Raw genomic sequence first — 17,963 nt, 5'->3', positions numbered from 1 at the left:
TCTTGACCGTAATAATGCAGAGGGAGGCGTGGGTGGGTATCGTCATCGGGGTCGTCGGCCCGCACGATCTGGTCGACGACGTCGCGGCCACCTGCGAGGAGCAGCCGGGTGTGACCGCGCTGCGGCTCGACTACGACCACGAGTCGCAGGCCCCCGCGATCGTCGAGGCGCACTCGGCCACGGTGGAGGGCTGGCTTTTCACCGGCATCGTGCCATACATGCTGGCCCGCGACGCCGACGTCCTCACCCGGCCCGCGGCGTTCGTCGACTACTCCGGGGCGACGCTGCTGACCGCCCTGGTACGGCTCCAGCACGAGGGACAGGACATCACGCGCCTGTCCATCGACACCATCTCGGCCGCCGACGTCATCGCCACGTTCGAGGAGGCGGGGCTGCCCACCGAGCAGGTGCGCACGCTCCCCTACCGGCCGGAGATGACCTCCAAGAAGGCGGTCTCCTTCCACCGGCGCGGCGGCGACCACGCGGTGATCACCTGCCTGAGTTCGGTGCACGAGGCGCTGCGCGACGACATGCACGTGCTGCGCCTGGCGCCGTCGGTGCACTCGGTGCGGGTGGCGCTGCGCCAGCTCCTGCTGACCGCGGAGGGGCAGGCGCAGGAGGACGCGCAGATCGCGCTCGGGCTGATCGAGGTGGAGAGGGAGGAGGGGCTGCTGCGCGAGGCCGCGGCCCTCGGCGGCACGCTGGCCGCCTTCAGGGGCGGCACCCACCTGCTCGTCACCACGCGGGGGCCGCTGGCCGACGCGACGGGCAACTTCACCGGGCTGCCGATGCTGTCGCGCCTGGCCGTGCCCAGCCAGGTCGTCAGGGTCGGCTTCGGGCTGGGGCGCAGCGCCGCCGAGGCGGAGAGCCTGGCGCGCAGGGCGCTGGCCCGCGCCCGCCGCATCGGCGACGTCGCGGCCGTGCTGTCGCTGCGCGCCGACACCGACATCGTGCTGGAGTCGGTCAGCGCGACCCCCGCGGGCGAGCAGAACCTGTCGGTGATCGCGCGCAGGGTCGGCCTGTCGGTGCCGACGCTGGAGAAGCTGCTCGAGGCCCGCGAGGCGGCCGGCGGCGAGCCGCTGACCACCAGGGAGATCGCCGAACGGCTCGCGGTGCAGCAGCGGACCGCGCGCCGCATGCTGCACCGGCTGGAGCTGGCCGGGCTCGCCGAACGCACCGGCAACCTGACCAGCGGGACCAGCGGCCGCCCGCTGACCCTGTACCGGCTGACGCTCTAGGCGAGCCACCGGTCGAGGCCCTCGGCCACGAAGTCGTCGTCGCGCAGCCAGGGGTAGGCGGACCACACGCGATCGATCTCGGCGAGCTGTCCAGGCGACAGCTCCTCGGCGGGGTCGAGGCACCAGCGGCCCGCCAGCAGCCCCTGGCGGCGCAGGATCTCGTGGATGCCGGGGATGCAGCCGTGGAAGCCGTTGGCGGAGTCGAAGATGGCGGCGTTGGCGTCGGTCAGGTGGCCGTCGAGGCCGAGCAGCCTGCGCACGGCGGCGTCGTCGCCCGCGCGGGCGAGCTTGGCCTCGTCGAGCAGTTCGACCGCCTTCTTCACCCAGACCGCCCACTGGCCGAGCAGCCCGCCGACGAACTCGACCTCCACCTGACGGCCGTCGACGACGACGCGGTGCGTGGTGATGAGGTCGGCCAGGATGTGGTCGTCGTTGCCCGTGTAGAGCGCCACCTCCTCGGCCCTGCCCGCCCTGACCACGCCGTGCAGCACGTCCAGCGTGCGGTAGCGGTCGAACGGCGCCACCTTGATGCCGACGACCGACTCGACGGCGGCCAGCCTGGTCCAGAAGTCGCGCGACAGCGTGCGGCCGCCGACCGCGGGCTGCAGGTAGAAGCCGATGACCGGCAGCACCTCGCCGACCGCGCGGGCGCGCTCGATCAGCCCGTCCTCGTCCAGCTCCTTGTGCGGGCTGAGCAGCACCATGTGGTAGCCGAGCGACCTGGCCAGCTCGGCCTCCGCCACCGCCTGAGAGGTCGGGCCCGTCGCGCCCGCCACCAGCACGATCTCGCGGCCCGCCTCGCGGGCGGTCTCGGCCGCCAGCTCCAGGACGGGCGGCAGCAGTTCGGTGCCGTGGATGGCGAACTGCGTGGTGTGCACGCCTACCGCCAGCCCGCCCGCTCCCGCGTCCACGTAGTAGCGGGTCAGCGCCCGCTGGCGGCGCTCGTCCAGCCTGCGGTCGGCGTCGAGCGCGAGCGGGTGCGCGGGAATGACCAGCCCGCGCCTGAACAGGTCCCGCACGGACGTCTGTGCCTCTGGAGCCGTGCTGAGCACGTCGCTTCCCCCTTGATCGATGAGCATGCTGGTCAGAACCGGCCGTCGCGGCGCTCGAACTTCGTCGGCTTGCCGAGCAGCGGGCCGCCCTCGGCGATCCACGAGGCCGTGAGCTCGACCAGTTCGGCGGGCGTCAGCTCGGGATAGCCGAACAGCCGGTGGCACTTGGCGGCGTTGGACAGCAGCGCGGTCGGCGCCTCCTCACCGGCGAACGCGGGTTCCTTGCCCAGCGCCCTGCCGAGGTCGAGCGCGGCCTGCCGTACCGAGATCAGCTCGGGTCCCGTCAGGTTGAGGACGAACGGCGGCGCGGACGCGTGCAGCAGCGAGCGCAGCGTGACCTCGTTGGCGTAGCCCTGCCACACGACGTTGGCCATGCCCGTGGACACGTCGACGGGCTCTCCCGCGTGCACCTTCTGGGCCAGGTCGACGAGCACGCCGTAGCGCATCTCGACGGCGTAGTTGAGGCGGATGAGGGACAGGCGGGTGCCGTACTTCTCGCTGAAGTGCGACATCACCCGCTCCCTTCCGAGGCAGCTCATCGCGTACTCGCCCACGGGGTCCGGCGGCGTCTCCTCGGTGGCGCCGCCGCTGGTCACCGGGACCAGCGGATAGACGTTGCCTGTCGACAGCGCCGCGATCCTGCTGTCCCTGAACCGGTCGGCGACCCGGCCCGGCAGGTAGGAGTTGGTGAACCACGTGGCGTGCTCGGCGCCCTGCGTGCCGAACTTGGCCCCGACCAGGAACACCACGTTCTCCACCTCGGGCAGGTCGCGCAGTGCCCGCTCGTCGGCGACGTCGGCGCTCACGACCGTGGCGCCCTCCGCCGTGAGCGCGTCGGCCAGGCCCGGCTCGGAGAACCTGGACACGGCCGTGATCCGCTTGCCGCCCTTGGCGGCGTTGAGCGCCAGCCTCACCAGGCTGGGGCCGAGCTTCCCTCCCGCTCCAAGGATCATGATGTCGCCGTCGAGTCTGGCCAGGTCAGCGACAAGTCCTTCGCTGGGCCGCGCCAGTCGCTCCTCGAGCTCCACTACCGTCCGCACCCCGAACTCCTCTCATTTACGGTCCAGACCGTAACTTCGCGAGTCTTGCCCTGTCAATGGGGGAAGGGCTTGTCAGGCCGGTACCGCCTCGCGGGCCGTGACGAGCACGTCGAGGATGGCCCTGGTCTGGGCCCACGGCACGGGGCTCGGCGCGCCGCCGACCATCGCGAGGAACGCCTCGACGGTGCCCTCGTAGCCGAGACCCTTCAGGACGTCGTCGCCGCCCTCGATGACGATCTCCGAGGAGCCTTCGCGGGTGTGCACGGTCACCGTGTACGCCTCGGACTCCGAGACGCCGATGATCTCCACGGTGCCGGTGACGCCGCTGTCCCAGCGCAGCGCCATCACGCCGGTGTCCTCCGAGCGCAGGCCGTCGTAGTGCCTGATGGCGCCCGCCGCGCCGGCCAGGCGCACCTGGGGGCCGAGCAGCGCGACGAGCAACTCGACGCCGTGGACGCCCATCGTGACCATCGTGCCGCCGCCTTCGCTCGGAGTGTCCTGCCACGGGTTGTATCCGGTGGCCCAGATGCCGACGTCGTGCCTGACGGTGGCGCGCACGGAGAGCACGGCCTCGGGATCGATCTTGGCCGCGGTGAAGGCGGGGGCGAAACGCAGCACCGAGCTGGACAGCACCCTGTCGGTGATCTCCAGCCGGTCGAGCGCCTCCAGCTGGGCGCGGCTGGCGGCGGCGGGCTTGTTCATGAACACGGGAGCGCCGGTCTCCAGGACCGCTTCCAGCGCCTGCGGGGCCTGCGGGTTCGGCACGGTCAGCACGACGCCGTCGGGGGCGGTCGCGAGCAGGCCGGCCAGGCTCGAGGCCACCTCGGCGCCGGGGTGCTCGTCGGTGAAGCGTCGCAGCCTGTCGGGGTCCTGCTCCCACACGACGAGCTCGGCGTGGCGGGCCAGGGTACGGGCGTCGGTGTAGGGGTGACTGGTGGCCAGGCCGGCCAGGGCGATACGCACATCGTCCTCCAAATCGGAATGTGCGCCATCATGGCACCCCCGCGCCGCCACTCCCCTGGCCCTGCCCCCGCCCCTCCCCGCGGCCCTGCTCCCGCTCACGGCGTCCCGAGGGTGCCGCGGCTAGGGTTCGTCCACCTCCGCGTGGGTGCGGCCGTCGGCCAGCGCGGGGTAGCCGGGGCCCCGGTCGAAGAAGCGGGCCGGCCGGGCGCGCAGCCTCGCACGCAGGTCCGACGTCGCCAGGTCGTCCACCACGCCGTCCGACAGGACCACGCCGTAGTCCTCCCGCGCCCCCTCCACCGACACCTTGCCGTCGCGGACGTCGGCAGCCACCGTCAGCGGGTCTCGGTCGTAGGGGGAGCCCCAGCCACCGCCGCCCGTGGTGCGGATGCGGATGATCTCACCGGCCCTCACGGGGTGGTCGTCGACCAGACCCTCCATCTCCTGCCCCGCCACCGAGACCGTGAAGGGCCGCCCCGCCAGGCCCCCGTTGACCCCCCAGCACGACAGGATCGACCGGTCCGCGATCGACATGTAGGAGGCGTCGCGCAGCATCCTGATGTGCTTGTCGTACCCGAGCCCGCCCCTGAACAGCCCTGGCCCGCCCGAGTCGACCGCGAGCCCGAGCCGCTCCACCCTGAACGGCCAGCGCGCCTCGGCGAACTCCACGGGGATGTTGCGCGAGTCGGGCACGACGTGGATCGTGTCCTCCCCGTCGGCGTACCACCGGCCGCCCGAGCCGCCGCCCAGCACCTCCCTCATCAGGTACGGCATGCCGTCCGCGTCGTCGCCGTACACGCCGGTGTACCTGATCGTCTCCTGGTCGGCGGGCATCCGGCCGCCCGTGGCCTTGGCCAGCACCCCTGCCAGCACCCCCAGCAGGCGCAGGATGACGAACGTCCTGGCGTTGGTGGGCGCCGGGAAGATCGGCGTGAGCAGCGTCCCCTTGTCGGGGAACCGCATCTCGATGAGCGGGACGACCCCCTCGTTGACGTCCAGCTCGGCCATCCGGGCGGGCGTGTCGGCGAGGTTGCGCAGGATCGGGGCCAGCCACTTCTTCAGGAACACCCCGTCGGCGTAGTCGCCCGCGTGGTTGATCGGCCCCTTGGCCTGCGGCGAGGTGCCGGTGAAGTCGATCACCAGGCGGTCCTCGAGCCTGGTGAGCGTGATCCGCTGGGTGTGCAGGCGCGGCTCGTCGACGCCGTCGTGCTCGGCGTAGTCCTCCCAGACGTAGGTGCCGAGCGGGATCTTCGACAGCAGTTCCCTGCGGAACGTCTGCGTGGTGTTGTCGATGATCGCGTCGAAGCACTGCTCGACGGCCGCTCTGCCGTACCTGTCGAACAGCTCGCCAAGCCGGCGCGCGCCCATCAGGCACGCCGAGCACTCGGCGTCGAGGTCGCCGGCCAGGGAGTCGGGCATGCGGGAGTTGCGCGTCATGATCCGCAGCGCGGCCTCGTTGGGGACGCCGCGGTCCCACAGCCTGATCGGCGGGACCATCAGCCCCTCCTCGAAGACCGAACGCGCGTGGGAGGGCATGCTCCCAGGTACGGCGCCGCCGATGTCGTCATGGTGGCCGAAGGCCTGCACGAACGCCACCACCTCGCCGCCGTGGAAGACGGGGACGGTGACGCAGAGATCGGGCAGGTGGCCGATGCCGCCCTCGGACAGGTAGACGTCGTTGTGGAAGAAGACGTCGCCGGGGTTCATGGTCTCGACGGGGAAGTCGCGGACGATCGGCTGGACGAGCGCCGAGTAGGAGCGCCCGGTGAGTTTGCGCAGCCTGACGTCGTGGATGCCGGCGCGGAAGTCGTGGGCGTCGCGGATCATCGGGGAGCGGGCGGTGCGCGCGATTGCGGTCTCGACCTCCATCTCCACGGAGGCGAGGGTGCCCTCGACGATCTCGACGAGGACCGGGTCGACGGTCACTGGAGGGTCCCTTCCTTGCGGACGATCAGGTTTCCGTGGGCGTCGCACTCGGCGGTGAAGCCGGGGTGGAGCGGCAGCGTCGAGCCGTACTCCTCGATGACGGCCGGGCCGGTGATCACGTCGCCCGCGCGGAGCGTGGCGCGCGCGTGGACGGGACACGACGACCAGCCGTCGTCGTCGAAGGAGACGCGGCGGGCGCCGGGCTCGGCCATGGGCCCGCTGCGCGCGGGCCGCACCGGGATCGAGGGTCGGGTGATGGGTCCGATACCGGACACCCGCAGGTTGACCCACTCGACCGCGTGCCGGGGATCGCCGCGGTAGCCGTACCCGTAGAGCTTCTCGTGCGCCTCGTGGAAGCGGGCGACCACCTCGGCCTGCCACTCGCCGTCCGGTGGCCCCGGGGGCGCGGCCACGCGCACCTCGTAGGCCTGGCCGTAGTAGCGCAGGTCGGCGCTGCGCTGGCAGACGGGCGCGGTGAAGCCCTCCCTGTCGAGCGCCAGCACGGCGTGCCCCTCCAACTCGGCGAAGACGTCGGCCAGCACGTCCGCCGAGGGCTCGCGGGTGACGTAGGTACGGACGTAGTCGTTCTTGACGTCCACGGTGAGCAGCCCGAACGCCGAGACGTTGCCGGGGTCGGGCGGCACGACCACCGCGGGCATGCCGAGGATGTCGATGAGGCGGCAGGCCAGCAGCGGACCCGAGCCGCCGAACGTCACGAGCGGGAAGTCACGCACGTCGAGTCCGCGCTTGACGGTGATCTGGCGGATCGCGTTGCATTGGTTGAACGCGCTGATCTCCAGGATGCCGGTCGCGGTGCGTTCGGGGGTCAGGCCGAGCTTGCCCGCCAGCGCCTCGATGCCCTGCCTCGCGGCCTCGCGGTCGAGCGGGATCTCCCCGCCGAGCAGGTGCGGGGGGATCCTGCCGAGGAAGACGTGCGCGTCGGTGACCGTGACGTCGCCGCCGCCCTTGCCGTAGCAGAGCGGCCCTGGGTCGGCGCCCGCCGACTTGGGTCCCACCTTCAACGTGCCCTCGGGCGAGATCCACGCGATGGACCCGCCACCGGCGCCGACGGTCACGATGTCGATCATGGGGATCTTGCACGGGTAGCGCCCGATCGACCCCTCGGTGGTCAGCGAGGGCTCCCCCTCCACGACCACCGCGACGTCGGTCGAGGTGCCGCCGCCGTCCAGCGTGATCACCGACGGCCGCCCCGCGGTGGAGGCGATCAGCGCCGCGCCCAGCGCTCCCGCGGCGGGTCCCGACAGCACGGTGGTGATCGGCTGGTGCACCACCTCGGCGGCGCTCAGGACGCCCCCGTTCGACTTCATCACCGAGAACGGCAGGCCGAGCCGTTCGGACAGGTTGGCGATGTAACGCCGCATCGTCGGCTTGACGGCCGCGTCGACCAGCGTGGTCACCGACCGCTCGTACTCCCTGTACTCGCGCAGCACGTCGCTCGAGAGCGACACCACCGCCTCGGGATGCTCCCGCTCGAGCACCTCCCGCATGCGCCGTTCATGGGCGGGGTTGGCGTAGGAGTGCAGGAAGCACACGCCGATCGCGGTGATCCCCTGCTCCCTGAACCACCGGGCGACCAGCGCCGCCTCCTCCTCGTCGAACGGCCTGACCTCCTCGCCCAGGTGGTCGAGCCGGCCGCCGACGGTCTTCACCCTGTGCACGGGAACGATCCTGGGCGGTTTGACCCAGAAGTAGGAGTTGCCGTAGCCGTCGGGCACGCTCTGCCTGGCGATCTCCAGGATGAACTCGAACCCCTCGGTCGTCACGAAGCCCAGGTCGGCGATCCGGTCCTCGAGCAGTTGGTTGGTCGCCACGGTCGTGCCGTGGACGAGCCCTGTGACCGGGCCGCCGCCCACCTTCGCGATGCCCGCCATGAAGCCGTCGGCCGGGTTGGCGGGCGTCGAGGGTGTCTTGGTCGTGAAGATCTCGCCGGTTCGCTCGTCGACCGCGACGACGTCGGTGAACGTGCCGCCGGTGTCCACTCCGATACGCATGGGTTCAGTGTCTACCTGGGGGCTCACCCCCAGGGATCAGCGAAACCTGCCGAACAACGGGCGATTCTTCAGCGTTATCTTGCGAGGCAGCCGGGCTCTGGGCGAGGCCGCCGTTCGTCTGTCGCGTGTGTGCGACGCGATCGCCCAAGCGACCGGAGCCCCAGCGGGTCACCCTGCATCGGCCCGGCCAGGAACCTTCGCCTGTACGTCGTGCGGCTTCGCCGGGCACGCCGACGGCAACGCGGCCCGCCACATCGCCTCACATGGTGTGACGGGCTGGGCAGTGAGTCACGCTGCCGGCGACGCGGCCTGAACCGTCGACTCCATCGACGGCGAGGAGCCGCAAGCTCGGTCGTTCACGGCCGAGAAGCTGACCGTCTCCTGCTGCCGAGGACGTCGTCGATCACCTTGGGGGCGTGCTCGGTGCCGACGTAGGCGGCCAGCCGTACGGCGAGCTCGTGGGCCCTGTGCAGCTCCATCTCCACCCGCGCCTTGCCCGACTGCCCTGCCTGGATGCCGAAGTAGGCGCCGATGATGGTGCCGATCACGCCGCACACGCCGGCGAACATCGTCGCGAACTCCTTGGTGGCGAACACCGCGGCGCCGAAGGCGACGAGGATCACGATGATGCCGGTCAGCACGACGAAGAAGCCGTAGCGCCAGCGCGCGGCGTCGGCCTGGGCCGCGGTCAGGTCGTCGGGGGTCATCAGTGCCTCCAGCGCGGCCGGGTTGTCCGTGGCCAAGGTCGCCTCCAGTGACAGATGGGAGCAGTAGTGATGACCAGTAAGCTAGCGGCCTGTGACCGAATTGTCCGCGCTCTCTCCCGTCCCCTCCGCCGCCCGCGACGCGGTGCTGAAGTTCTACTTCGGCCCGATGGACTGCGGGAAGTCCACGCTGGCGCTGCAGATGAACTACAACCACGGACGGCAGGGCAGGCGCGGGCTCGTGCTGACCAAGCACGACAGGTCGGGTGGGGCGAAGGTCACCAGCAGGATAGGGCTCGGCCTCGACGCGATCGAGGTGGACGACGCGCTCGACCTGGTCACGCTCGTCGGCGCGCACGACAGGATCGACTATCTGATCTGCGACGAGGCCTGCTTCTACACCGTCGAGCAGATCGAGCAGCTGGCAGACCTGGTCGACGAGCACGGCGTGGACGTCTACGCCTTCGGCCTGGCCTCTGACTTCAGGTCGCAGATGTTCCCCGCCGCGCAGCGCCTGTTCGAACTGGCCGACGAGGTGTGCAGGCTGCAGGTGGAGGTGCTGTGCTGGTGCGGGCGTCCAGGGCTGCTGAACGCCCGCGTGGTCGGCGGTGCCATGGCGCGCAGCGGCGAGCAGGTGGTGATCGGCGACACCGACGCCTCGCCCGTCCGCTACCAGGTGCTCTGCCGCAGGCACCACCGCTCTGGGCAGCTGGCGATGCCCGTGCCCAGCCTTACGGCCTCCTGACCGCCCTACACGCCCGCCAGAGCGCGGTAGCCCCCGCCCCGCCCCGGTCCAGGGGCGCGCCGACTGGACGGACGGGTACCTGGGCACGCCGCCCTGATCGCCGCCGCGCTCGCCGCGGCCGCCGATGCCTTCCACCGTCGGCGCGCGCCCACTCCGCCGTCACGGCCTGGCGCAAGGGCGCCGCCGGCGAGCGTGCCGCTGCACGGCTGCCGCGTCCTCTGGAAACGGATCGGCTACGCCGTGCTGCACGACCGGCGCCCGCCCTATGACCGGGCCAACGTCGACCGCCTGGTGATCGGGCCGTCCGGAATCTCCTGCGTCGGCTCCAAGCGGTGGGACCGCCGGACCCAGATCCACGGCCGCCGCGGCGAGCTGTTCGTCGGCCGCCGGCCCGCTACCAGGGTGGTGCGGCCACGGCAGGCTGCCGGCGTGGCCACGCCGGCAGCCGCTTGCGACCGAGCGCTGCCTCCCTACGTTGCCCCAGAGGGCTCGTGAGCACCACGGCTTATGACTCGCTTATGACATGCCTGTTGAAGGCTGCGGTGGACGAAACGTGACTGCACCGACAGTCACCGACCAGAGGGGATCAAAGGTGCAACCAAATCGCTCAACCGCGTGGGTCTACGCCGCTTTCCGACCGGCGGGCCGCTACCTGCTGCCCGTGCTGGCCGCCGTGCCTTTGTTCGCTCTCCCGGCCGGCCAGGCCGGCGCGAGCGCACTCCGTGCGGCTGACCCCGCCGGATGCCAGCACTCCAACGACGGGCGGTTCGCGCACTTCAAGTGCACGAAGCCAGGCACGTACAAGTACTGGGTGGACTGCCAGAGCGTCGTCTGGGGGAAGATCACCTACAGCGTCCACGGGACCAAGACCCTCAGGGCGCCCGCGAAGCCAGGAGGGGGGCAGCCAAAGCCGCTGACCTGGACAGTCTCATGCGGTCGCACATGGGAAGCGCACAACGCGGAAGTGTGGAAGTAACTCGCCGAGAGGACGGGGAACACGGTGGAGTGGGTTACCGCCAGGCCCCGACAGGGGCGGGGCAGCAGGCTGCCGGCGCTCCTGCTGCCCACCGGTACGCCTCCGAGGGCCGGGGCGGTGGCGGCGTCGGGTGCCGGGCCTCGTGACGCGCGACCCTGGCAAGCGCCGGTGATTGAGCGGTCGATGCGGTCGGTGAGCGCCTCGACTTCACCACGCAGGACGGTGCCCGATTCCGTGAGATCCCCCGCCTCGCCCAGCAAGCCGCGCTCGCACAGCCGGTCGCGGGCGGCGGCCCACTGCTCTGGGGATCAGCCACGGGGCTACATGAGCAGCGCCGACGTCGGTGCCTTGCCGGTGGCGTTGTGGCGGTGGGCGGGGCGGATCGGTGAGGCGCGTCAGGCTTCCTGCGCGGGTTCGTGGTGGGTGCAGCCGGTCAGTTCGGCCGCGGTGAGGGTGAGGTGCCGGGCGAGTGCTTCGGCCGCGGTGTCGGCGTCGCGGGCCAGTGCCGCCTCCTCCAGCCTGCGGTGTTCGGCGACGCCGTCCCGGTCGGGGTTGCGGTGTGCCGACCAGCGGCGGGCCAGCTCGCTCATGGTCCACATCCGGTCGAAGGTCTCCAGCAGGACGGGGTTGCCGCAGCCTTCCAGCAGGGTGCGGTGGAAGACCCGGTGGGCTTCGGCCCAGGCGTCGCTGTAGTACTCGCCCTCCTCAGGCACGTGCGTCGGGGTGCGGGCCAGACGATGGTGGGCGGCTCGTACGCGGGCCTCCCAGTCGAGGTCGCCGCGCTCGATGGACATGCGCAGCATGACCGGCTCGATGCTCCGGCGGGCCTCGGCGATCTGTTGCCAGCGGCGGTCGGAGAAGGCCGGAACGGCGAAACCGCGGTTGGGCAGCCGCTCGGCGAGGCCCTCGCCGACCACCCGCACGAGCGCCTCGCGGACGACGGCCAGGCTCACGCCCTGCTCCTTCGCCAGATCCTGGGGCTTGAGGGCGGCACCGGGAGCGTAGTTCCCGTGCATGATCGCGTTCCGCAGGTGCGCGTAGATCTGCTCGGAGAGCATCTGCTTCCCCGACGAGGCTGAGGAGTGGATCGACTGACTCATGCCACCATCATAGACGATCTGACAAATAATCGATTATTGGTGTTATGGTCGATATGCAGGCGGACGGGAGACGGCAGCGGTGCGAGCCCTCCGTCGACCGCATCACCGCCCACCACCCCACGACACGACCTGAAAGGAACGATGCGACATGAGCGCCAACGACCCCTTCGCCCGGCTCCCCGAGGCAGCGTCCTTCGCCGTGACCAGTACCACCGTCGCCGACGGCGCCGCCTGGTCGCCCGAGCAATGGTCCTCCGGTGTCCCCGGCGGTAAGAACGTCTCCCCCCAACTGTCCTGGAGCGGTGCGCCGGACGGCACCAAGAGCTACGCCGTCACCGTCTACGACCCCGACGCCCCCACGGGGTCGGGGTTCTGGCACTGGGCGGTCGCCGACATCCCGGCCACTGTCACCGAGTTGCCCGAGGGCGCCGGCGACGACACCGGCTCGGGCCTGCCCGAGGGTGCCTTCCAACTGCCCAACGACGCCCGCGCAGCCCGCTTCATCGGTGCCGCACCGCCGGCCGGGCACGGGCCGCACCGCTACTTCGTCGTGGTGCATGCCCTCGACGTCGCCTCCATCGGCGTCCCGGCCGACGCCACCCCGGCCTTGCTCGGCTTCACCATGGCCGGTCACGTCCTCGGCCGCGCGGTCCTGACCGCCACCGCCGAAACCCCCGCCTGACGAACGGCAAACGGGGATCCTCGGGGGCGAGGAACCTGCGGACAGTCGTCGGCGCTGAGATCGATCTTGGGTTGGGGCGGGGTCAGCGGCGGGCGCTTCGCCATCCCCCGCATCATCCACGCACACGGAAATCCACCCGCCGCAGGCGGCGGTGAGGTGGATGTACCAGCCAGGCTGGATGTCCAGCTCCATAGGATCGCATACATCGGATGTATTTCCGGATCACAACGAGTGAATGTCGCGTTGACCAAGGCAGGTCACGTTGTGATCCGATCTTTACAAGCAGTCCCACAAGGAGTCAGCTAGACTTGAAGTGACCGGCACGATGGTGGACGCCGGCGGTGCGGTGGTGGCCGTGTCCAACTCCCCGTTGTGTGCCACCACCGTCCCCGTGTCCGGACCCTGTATCCCTTCGGCCGGCAGGCGCCTCCTCCGACACCGTCGCGGCACGCGGGACGCACCGGGGCCCACCTACCACCGCGCCCCCTCCCCCGCCTGCCGCTGCACCCCGCTCGCACCCCCCTGCCTGGCGCCGCACCCGACGGGTTCGCAACAGCCGACCGTGGCGGCGGACAGCCGCCGTCGACCCATTGCCGCAGGCCGGTCGACCCCGGCCGCCCGCCATCCAGCGCGCACCGCGACGAGGCGCGAGCACCGACGAGGGTCCGGTCGGTTCGCCGGCCGAGGAGATCATCGGCCGGCGACGCTTCCACGGTGGCCGCCCCGTGCCGCGCGTGATGTCAGGCGACAGCAAGCCAGTCGAAAGCGACTTACAACCAGCAACGGCTACAAAACTCGCTTAACAGCACAAATCGGAAGATTGGCGCTCCCGAGCCGGGTTCCCTTCCGTCACGGGCGATCGGGGCACAGCCGCCGGAAGCCCGCGGCCCCCACGCGGGCCGTACGGTCTCGACAGTTACCCGAGAGCACCGAAAGCGACCAGATGCTCCCGTTCGTTCCGCACGGCGACGAGGAAGAGCTCGCCGAACCCGCCCTCGCCCCTCGCGAGGCGGAGACCTTGCGCCACATAGCCGCCGGGTGCACCTACTCCCAGGCCGCCCGGCGCATGGGGGTCAGCCTGCACACCATCGACACCTACCTGCGCAGGGTACGGCTCAAGTTCGGGATCACCAGCAAGGCGGAGCTCACCCGGCTGGCCGTCGCGCTCGGCCTGTGATCTCGGGGACGGTCGCACGGGTGACCGTCCCCGAGGCCGCGCCCCGGTGGGCCGGCCGACACCGACGCCGACCGACACCGAGGCCGGGCGATGCAGAGGCCGGTCGACGCAGAGGCCGGTCGACACGGACGCCGGTGACCTCAACGGCACCACGCTCCCTTGAGCGGCGGACGGCCGTCGATGAGATAGGTGTCGACCGCGTCGTTGACGCACGCGCTGCCACGCTTGTCGTAGGCGCCGTGACCGTCGCCGTCGTAGGTGAGCAGCACGCCGGAGGACAGCTGGCCGGCCAGCCCCTGAGCCCACGCGTACGGCGTGGCCGGATCCCTGACGGCGCCCACGACCAGGATCGGGGCCGCGCCACTCGCGTGGATGGCACGCGGCGTGTCGACCGGTGCGACCGGCCAGTACGCGCATCTGAGCTCCGCCCATGCCATCATCTCCCCGAAGACGGGCGCGGCCTGGCGGAAGGCGGGCAGCCGTGCCTCGACCTGGCGTGCCGAGGTCTGTGCCGGCGGGCCGTCAAGGCAGACGATCGCCGCCATGGCCTCGGCGAAGTTGTCGTCGCCCCCGCCCACGGAGCCGCCGCCCAGTTCCAGCAGTCCCTCCCCGTCGCCCCGCAGGGCCCGCTGGAAGGCCGTTCGTATGAGCGGCCACGCATGCTCGCTGTACAGGGCTCCGCCGATGAGCTGGACGGCCGTCTCCTTGTCGACGACCTGCGCGCCCTTGCCGGGCAGCGGCCTGCGGTCGATACGCTCCAGCAGGCCGGCGACGCGCCGCCTGGCCGCCTTGGCGTCGGTGCCGAGCGGGCAGCCCGCGCGCCTGGCGCAGTCGGCGAGGAAGGAGTCGAGTGCCACCTCGAATCCGCGGGCCTGTGTGATCGCCGCGCTCGTCGGCCATGCCCTGGGATCGACGGCGGCGTCGAGGACCAGCCTGCCGACCCTGCCGGGGAAGCGCTCGGCGTAGACGGCCCCGAGGTAGGTGCCGTACGAGATGCCGAGATAGTTCAGCTTGGCATCGCCGAGCACGCCGCGCAGCACGTCCATGTCCCTGGCCGCTTCGACGGTCGAGACGTGGGCGAGCAGCTTGCCTGACCGGGCCTGGCAGCCGGCCCCGAACCGCTTGAGCTGGTCGGCGAGGTCGCCGGCCGTGGCGCGGACGCGCCTTCGCGGGTTCACCTCGGGGCCGAAGGTGCCGGTGCCCACCTCGGGCGCGCAGCGGATCGCCGTGCTCTCTCCGACGCCTCTGGGGTCGAACCCGACGACGTCGTAGCGGGCGCGCAGCCGCTCGGTGAGGATCTCACCGGAGACGAGGCCGAACCTCACCCCTGAACCGCCCGGCCCGCCCGGGTTCAGCAGGAGGGAGCCGATCCGCCGTTTCCGGTCGGCTGCCGGCTTGCGGATGACGGCCAGCGTGATCGTGTCCCCCGCGGGGTCGGCGTAGTCGAGCGGGACCTGGAGGCGGCCGCATTCGAATCCGTCGTCGCACTCGTTCCAGGTGATCCGCTGCTCGTAGAAGGAACGCAGCGCCCCGGCGTCCGCGGGGACGGAGGGCGGCCGGTCGTCGGCCCTCCCCGTGGCGCACCCGGCGGCCAGCAGCCCCAGCAGGACGGTGCCGACGGCGAGCAGGCCCAGCCGGACGCGCTCTCTCGGCGCCGTCACGCGTCCCTCCGCCGCATCAGGAGGACGGCGAGGCCGAACATCGCGGCCGTCCACGCGCAGTAGACGGCGAACCAGCCCCACGGAGCGGTCGAGGTCATGTCGGCGATCTGCATTCCCGCCACGTACGGCATGGCCCTGGCCACCGCCTGGGTCCCCGGCACGAGGCTCAGGACGCTCGGCATGACGTAGAACACGCCGATCATGGTGAGAATGGCGCCTGCCGTGTGGCGGATGATCGCGCCGACGGCCATCGCGAAGACGGCCAGCACCGTGAGATAGGCGGACAGGCCCAGCAGGGATCGCAGCACCTCGGGGTCGGTGAGGCCGCCGAGCACCTCCCCAGAGAAGAGCTGGACGGCGAGCGAGATCGCCGTCACGGCCAGCGAGACCACCAGGGTCGCCGCCGCGACCACCACCGTCTTGGCCATCAGCATGCGCCCGCGCCACGGCACGCTCATCAGCGAGGTTCTGATCATCCCCGAGCGGTACTCGCCGCTGATCGCCAGGATGCCCAGTACCAGGATGGCGATCTCGCCGAGCGCGTTCCCCGCCATGACCACGGCCACCACCTGGCCCATGGTCCTCGTCTCACCGCCGAACGGCGACACGGCCGACACGGCCGCGACGATGGCGCTGGTGCCGACGGCGAGCATCGCGAAGATCGCCAGACACCAGCGGACCGATCGCACCGAACGGAACTTGGTCCATTCGGCGCGGAGTACGTTGCCGAACCCGCCTCTCGCCGGTGCCAGGCCGGCCGCGGGCACCGCCAGAGTGGTTGCCACCATGATTCTCCCCCGTCAGATCGCTTCGTGCCGGTCAGGCGCCGGCCATGGTCATGGGCGCATCGGCCCGGAATTCGACGTGCTCCCGCGTCAGCCTCATGAACACCGATTCGAGAGAGTCGTTGCGCGTCCAGAGCTCGTGCACCGCCACTCCCGCTGTCAGCGCGAGATCGCCGACGCGCGATGTGGAGAGTCCGATGACGGTGAGTGAGCCGTCGGATTCCTTCCTGACCTGCCCTCCCGCGGCCTCCAGGACGGACTGCAGGACCATCGGGTGCGGGGCGCGCACGTGCACGGTCGCGAGCGAGTTGCCTGCCACGAACGCCGCCATGGCCTCGTCGGCGATGAGCCGCCCCTGGCCGATGACGATGACGTGGTCGGCGGTGCCCTGCATCTCGTTCATGAGATGGCTGGAGACGAAGACGGCCCTGCCCTGGGCGGCGAACGACCGCATGAGCGTGCGGACCCACAGGATGCCCTCGGGGTCGAGGCCGTTCATCGGCTCGTCGAGCACCAGGATCTCCGGGTCCCCGAGCAGCGCGGCCCCGATGCCCAGCCGCTGCTTCATGCCGAGCGAGAACCTGCCGACGCGCCTGCCCGCCACTGCCGAGAGCCCGACCAGGTCGAGCACGTCCGCCACTCTGGCGCGGCTGATGCCGTTGCTGTGCGCGAGGCACAGCAGGTGGTCGTGGGCGGACCTGCCCGGGTGCGCGGCCTCGGCGTCCAGCAGCGCGCCGATCTCTCTGAGCGGGTATCGCAGCCTGTGATACGGCCGGCCGTTGACGGTGGCGTTGCCCGACGTGGGGCGATCCAACCCCATGATCATGCGCATGGTCGTCGACTTGCCCGAGCCGTTGGGTCCGAGGAAGCCGGTGATGGCGCCCGGTCTCACCGTGACGGACAGGTCGTTCACCGCCAGGGTTCCCCCGAACCGCTTGGTCAGCCCCCGTGTTTCGATCATCTGGATGTCTCCGCGGTCTCGTGTCCTGCCGCCTCCTGCCCGTCGTGCGCGGGAGCGGAGTCGCGGCTCTTCAGCGGGTCATGCCGTTCTCACCCGCGTGGAGGCCCGCGTTCCTCTGTGCCGGGCCCTGCGTTCCAGTAAGCAGGACAGTCCATCGCGCGTCATGTCACTGAATTTCGCGGCTTGACAGAAGAGAGAGATCTTGATAATTCGGGAGGCCGGATCGCCTGGTGGAGCGCTACGATCGGGCGGATGCACGCACCCCTGTCCCTCCTCATGGGCGCGCCGGGCGCCGGCAAGACGACCCTGCTGCCGCACCTGCTGCGGTCCGCCGGTGGGCTGGTCGTGATGGAGATGGATGAGCTGCTCGAGGACGGCACGCTGATCGGTGTGACCATCGCCGACCCGGAGGCCGCGCCGATCTGGCCCGCCTACGACCGGCTGTGGCAGCGCGTCGTCACCATGGTCAGGCGGGCGGGGCATCCGGTGCTCCTGCTGTGCCCTGTGCCCGACCCCGAGGAACTCGCCCCGGACGGCCGCTGGGCGGCCCCGGTCCGCTGGGCGCTCCTCGACTGCCCGGACGAGGTGCGCCTGCACCGGCTGTGGGAGCGCGGCTGGGCCCAGGACTGGATCGAGGACGCGATGGCCGACGCCGCCCAGGGCCGCGCCCTCGCCCCTGCGGTCTTCCACAGCGACGACGACGTCGCCGGGCTGGCGGCACGAGTCCTCGCATGGGCGCGTGACGGCGCGCCCCAGCGCGTCGCCCGGGCCTGAGCGACCGCCTCACGCGACCCCGCCCCCGAGCGCCCGCCTCACGCGACCCCACCGCCCGAGCGGCCGCCTCACGCGACACCACCGCCCGAGCGCCCGGTGCCGGTGTCCCTCGGTCGCCCGGGAGAACCGGCCCGGGGGGGCGCCCGTTCTGTCCGCGGGCCGTCCGCTCG

General features: G+C 71.3%; 16 protein-coding genes and 1 pseudogene. 6 read left to right on the top strand and 11 right to left on the bottom strand.

Annotation, left to right across the window (positions count from 1 at the left end; genetic code table 11):
• Positions 1 to 32: 32 nt before the first annotated feature.
• Positions 33 to 1,238, top strand: coding sequence for a helix-turn-helix domain-containing protein (locus AC3EO4_RS29355; protein ID WP_379574077.1), 1,206 nt, complete (start codon positions 33 to 35; stop codon positions 1,236 to 1,238).
• Here AC3EO4_RS29355 and AC3EO4_RS29350 read toward each other — a convergent pair.
• From AC3EO4_RS29350 to AC3EO4_RS29325, 6 genes are all read right to left on the bottom strand, one after another.
• Entirely contained in the window at positions 1,235 to 2,317 is a 1,083-nt protein-coding gene (locus AC3EO4_RS29350; RefSeq protein WP_431898683.1) for a dihydrodipicolinate synthase family protein, read from the bottom strand. The two genes, AC3EO4_RS29355 and AC3EO4_RS29350, sit on opposite strands and share 4 nt — an antisense overlap.
• 5 nt (positions 2,318 to 2,322) lie before the next feature.
• The gene (locus AC3EO4_RS29345; RefSeq protein ID WP_431898682.1) at positions 2,323 to 3,330 is read right to left on the bottom strand and encodes an NAD-dependent epimerase/dehydratase family protein; all 1,008 of its coding nucleotides are present in this window, start codon (positions 3,328 to 3,330) and stop codon (positions 2,323 to 2,325) included.
• A gap of 72 nt (positions 3,331 to 3,402) precedes the next feature.
• Positions 3,403 to 4,293 carry a Gfo/Idh/MocA family protein gene (locus AC3EO4_RS29340; protein ID WP_431898681.1) on the bottom strand — a complete coding sequence of 297 codons (891 nt, stop codon included), beginning with the start codon at positions 4,291 to 4,293 and terminating at the stop codon, positions 3,403 to 3,405.
• 120 nt (positions 4,294 to 4,413) lie between these two features.
• Entirely contained in the window at positions 4,414 to 6,216 is a 1,803-nt protein-coding gene (locus tag AC3EO4_RS29335) for a hydantoinase B/oxoprolinase family protein (protein WP_431898680.1), read from the bottom strand.
• Positions 6,213 to 8,228 (bottom strand): hydantoinase/oxoprolinase family protein, encoded by a 2,016-nt coding sequence (locus tag AC3EO4_RS29330; RefSeq protein WP_431898679.1) that lies wholly within the window; start codon positions 8,226 to 8,228, stop codon positions 6,213 to 6,215. The genes AC3EO4_RS29335 and AC3EO4_RS29330 overlap by 4 nt, the downstream gene beginning before the upstream one ends.
• Positions 8,229 to 8,584: 356 nt before the next feature.
• Positions 8,585 to 8,971, bottom strand: a complete 387-nt coding sequence (locus AC3EO4_RS29325) for a hypothetical protein (protein ID WP_379574071.1) — start codon at positions 8,969 to 8,971, stop codon at positions 8,585 to 8,587.
• Positions 8,972 to 9,026: 55 nt separating this feature from the next.
• On the opposite strand from AC3EO4_RS29325, the gene AC3EO4_RS29320 reads away from it, so the two are divergent.
• Positions 9,027 to 9,677 (top strand): thymidine kinase, encoded by a 651-nt coding sequence (locus tag AC3EO4_RS29320; protein ID WP_379574070.1) that lies wholly within the window; start codon positions 9,027 to 9,029, stop codon positions 9,675 to 9,677.
• Positions 9,678 to 9,869: 192 nt separating this feature from the next.
• On the top strand, positions 9,870 to 10,172 hold the full coding sequence (locus tag AC3EO4_RS29315) for an NERD domain-containing protein (protein WP_431898678.1): 303 nt from the start codon (positions 9,870 to 9,872) through the stop codon (positions 10,170 to 10,172).
• A 351-nt stretch (positions 10,173 to 10,523) separates the two neighbouring features.
• Here the strand turns inward: AC3EO4_RS29315 and AC3EO4_RS29310 are convergent.
• Positions 10,524 to 10,949 (bottom strand): annotated as a pseudogene (locus AC3EO4_RS29310) (helix-turn-helix domain-containing protein); the annotation flags it as partial.
• A 99-nt stretch (positions 10,950 to 11,048) separates the two neighbouring features.
• Entirely contained in the window at positions 11,049 to 11,753 is a 705-nt protein-coding gene (locus AC3EO4_RS29305) for a GntR family transcriptional regulator (protein ID WP_379574069.1), read from the bottom strand.
• A 148-nt stretch (positions 11,754 to 11,901) separates the two neighbouring features.
• Here AC3EO4_RS29305 and AC3EO4_RS29300 point away from each other — a divergent pair, with 148 nt between their 5' ends.
• Entirely contained in the window at positions 11,902 to 12,435 is a 534-nt protein-coding gene (locus tag AC3EO4_RS29300; RefSeq protein WP_431898677.1) for a YbhB/YbcL family Raf kinase inhibitor-like protein, read from the top strand.
• Positions 12,436 to 13,378: 943 nt separating this feature from the next.
• A complete protein-coding gene (locus AC3EO4_RS29295) occupies positions 13,379 to 13,612 on the top strand; it encodes a response regulator transcription factor (protein ID WP_379574067.1) in 234 nt (77 codons plus the stop codon).
• 140 nt (positions 13,613 to 13,752) lie between these two features.
• Here the strand turns inward: AC3EO4_RS29295 and AC3EO4_RS29290 are convergent, their stop codons facing one another.
• Genes AC3EO4_RS29290 through AC3EO4_RS29280 form a run of 3 tightly spaced genes read right to left on the bottom strand, consistent with a single transcriptional unit; the run spans position 13,753 to position 17,019 of the window.
• On the bottom strand, positions 13,753 to 15,273 hold the full coding sequence (locus AC3EO4_RS29290; RefSeq protein WP_379574066.1) for an alpha/beta hydrolase: 1,521 nt from the start codon (positions 15,271 to 15,273) through the stop codon (positions 13,753 to 13,755).
• A complete protein-coding gene (locus tag AC3EO4_RS29285) occupies positions 15,270 to 16,061 on the bottom strand; it encodes an ABC transporter permease (RefSeq protein WP_379574065.1) in 792 nt (263 codons plus the stop codon). The genes AC3EO4_RS29290 and AC3EO4_RS29285 overlap by 4 nt, the downstream gene beginning before the upstream one ends.
• A 31-nt stretch (positions 16,062 to 16,092) precedes the next feature.
• Complete coding sequence (locus tag AC3EO4_RS29280) at positions 16,093 to 17,019, bottom strand: ABC transporter ATP-binding protein (RefSeq protein WP_379574064.1); 927 nt, start codon at positions 17,017 to 17,019, stop codon at positions 16,093 to 16,095.
• Between the two features lie 252 nt (positions 17,020 to 17,271).
• On the opposite strand from AC3EO4_RS29280, the gene AC3EO4_RS29275 reads away from it, so the two are divergent.
• On the top strand, positions 17,272 to 17,793 hold the full coding sequence (locus AC3EO4_RS29275) for an AAA family ATPase (RefSeq protein WP_379574062.1): 522 nt from the start codon (positions 17,272 to 17,274) through the stop codon (positions 17,791 to 17,793).
• Positions 17,794 to 17,963: the final 170 nt, after the last annotated feature.

It is taken from the genome of Nonomuraea sp. bgisy101 (assembly GCF_057708945.1).
This window is presented reverse-complemented; position numbering and strand designations above follow the sequence as displayed.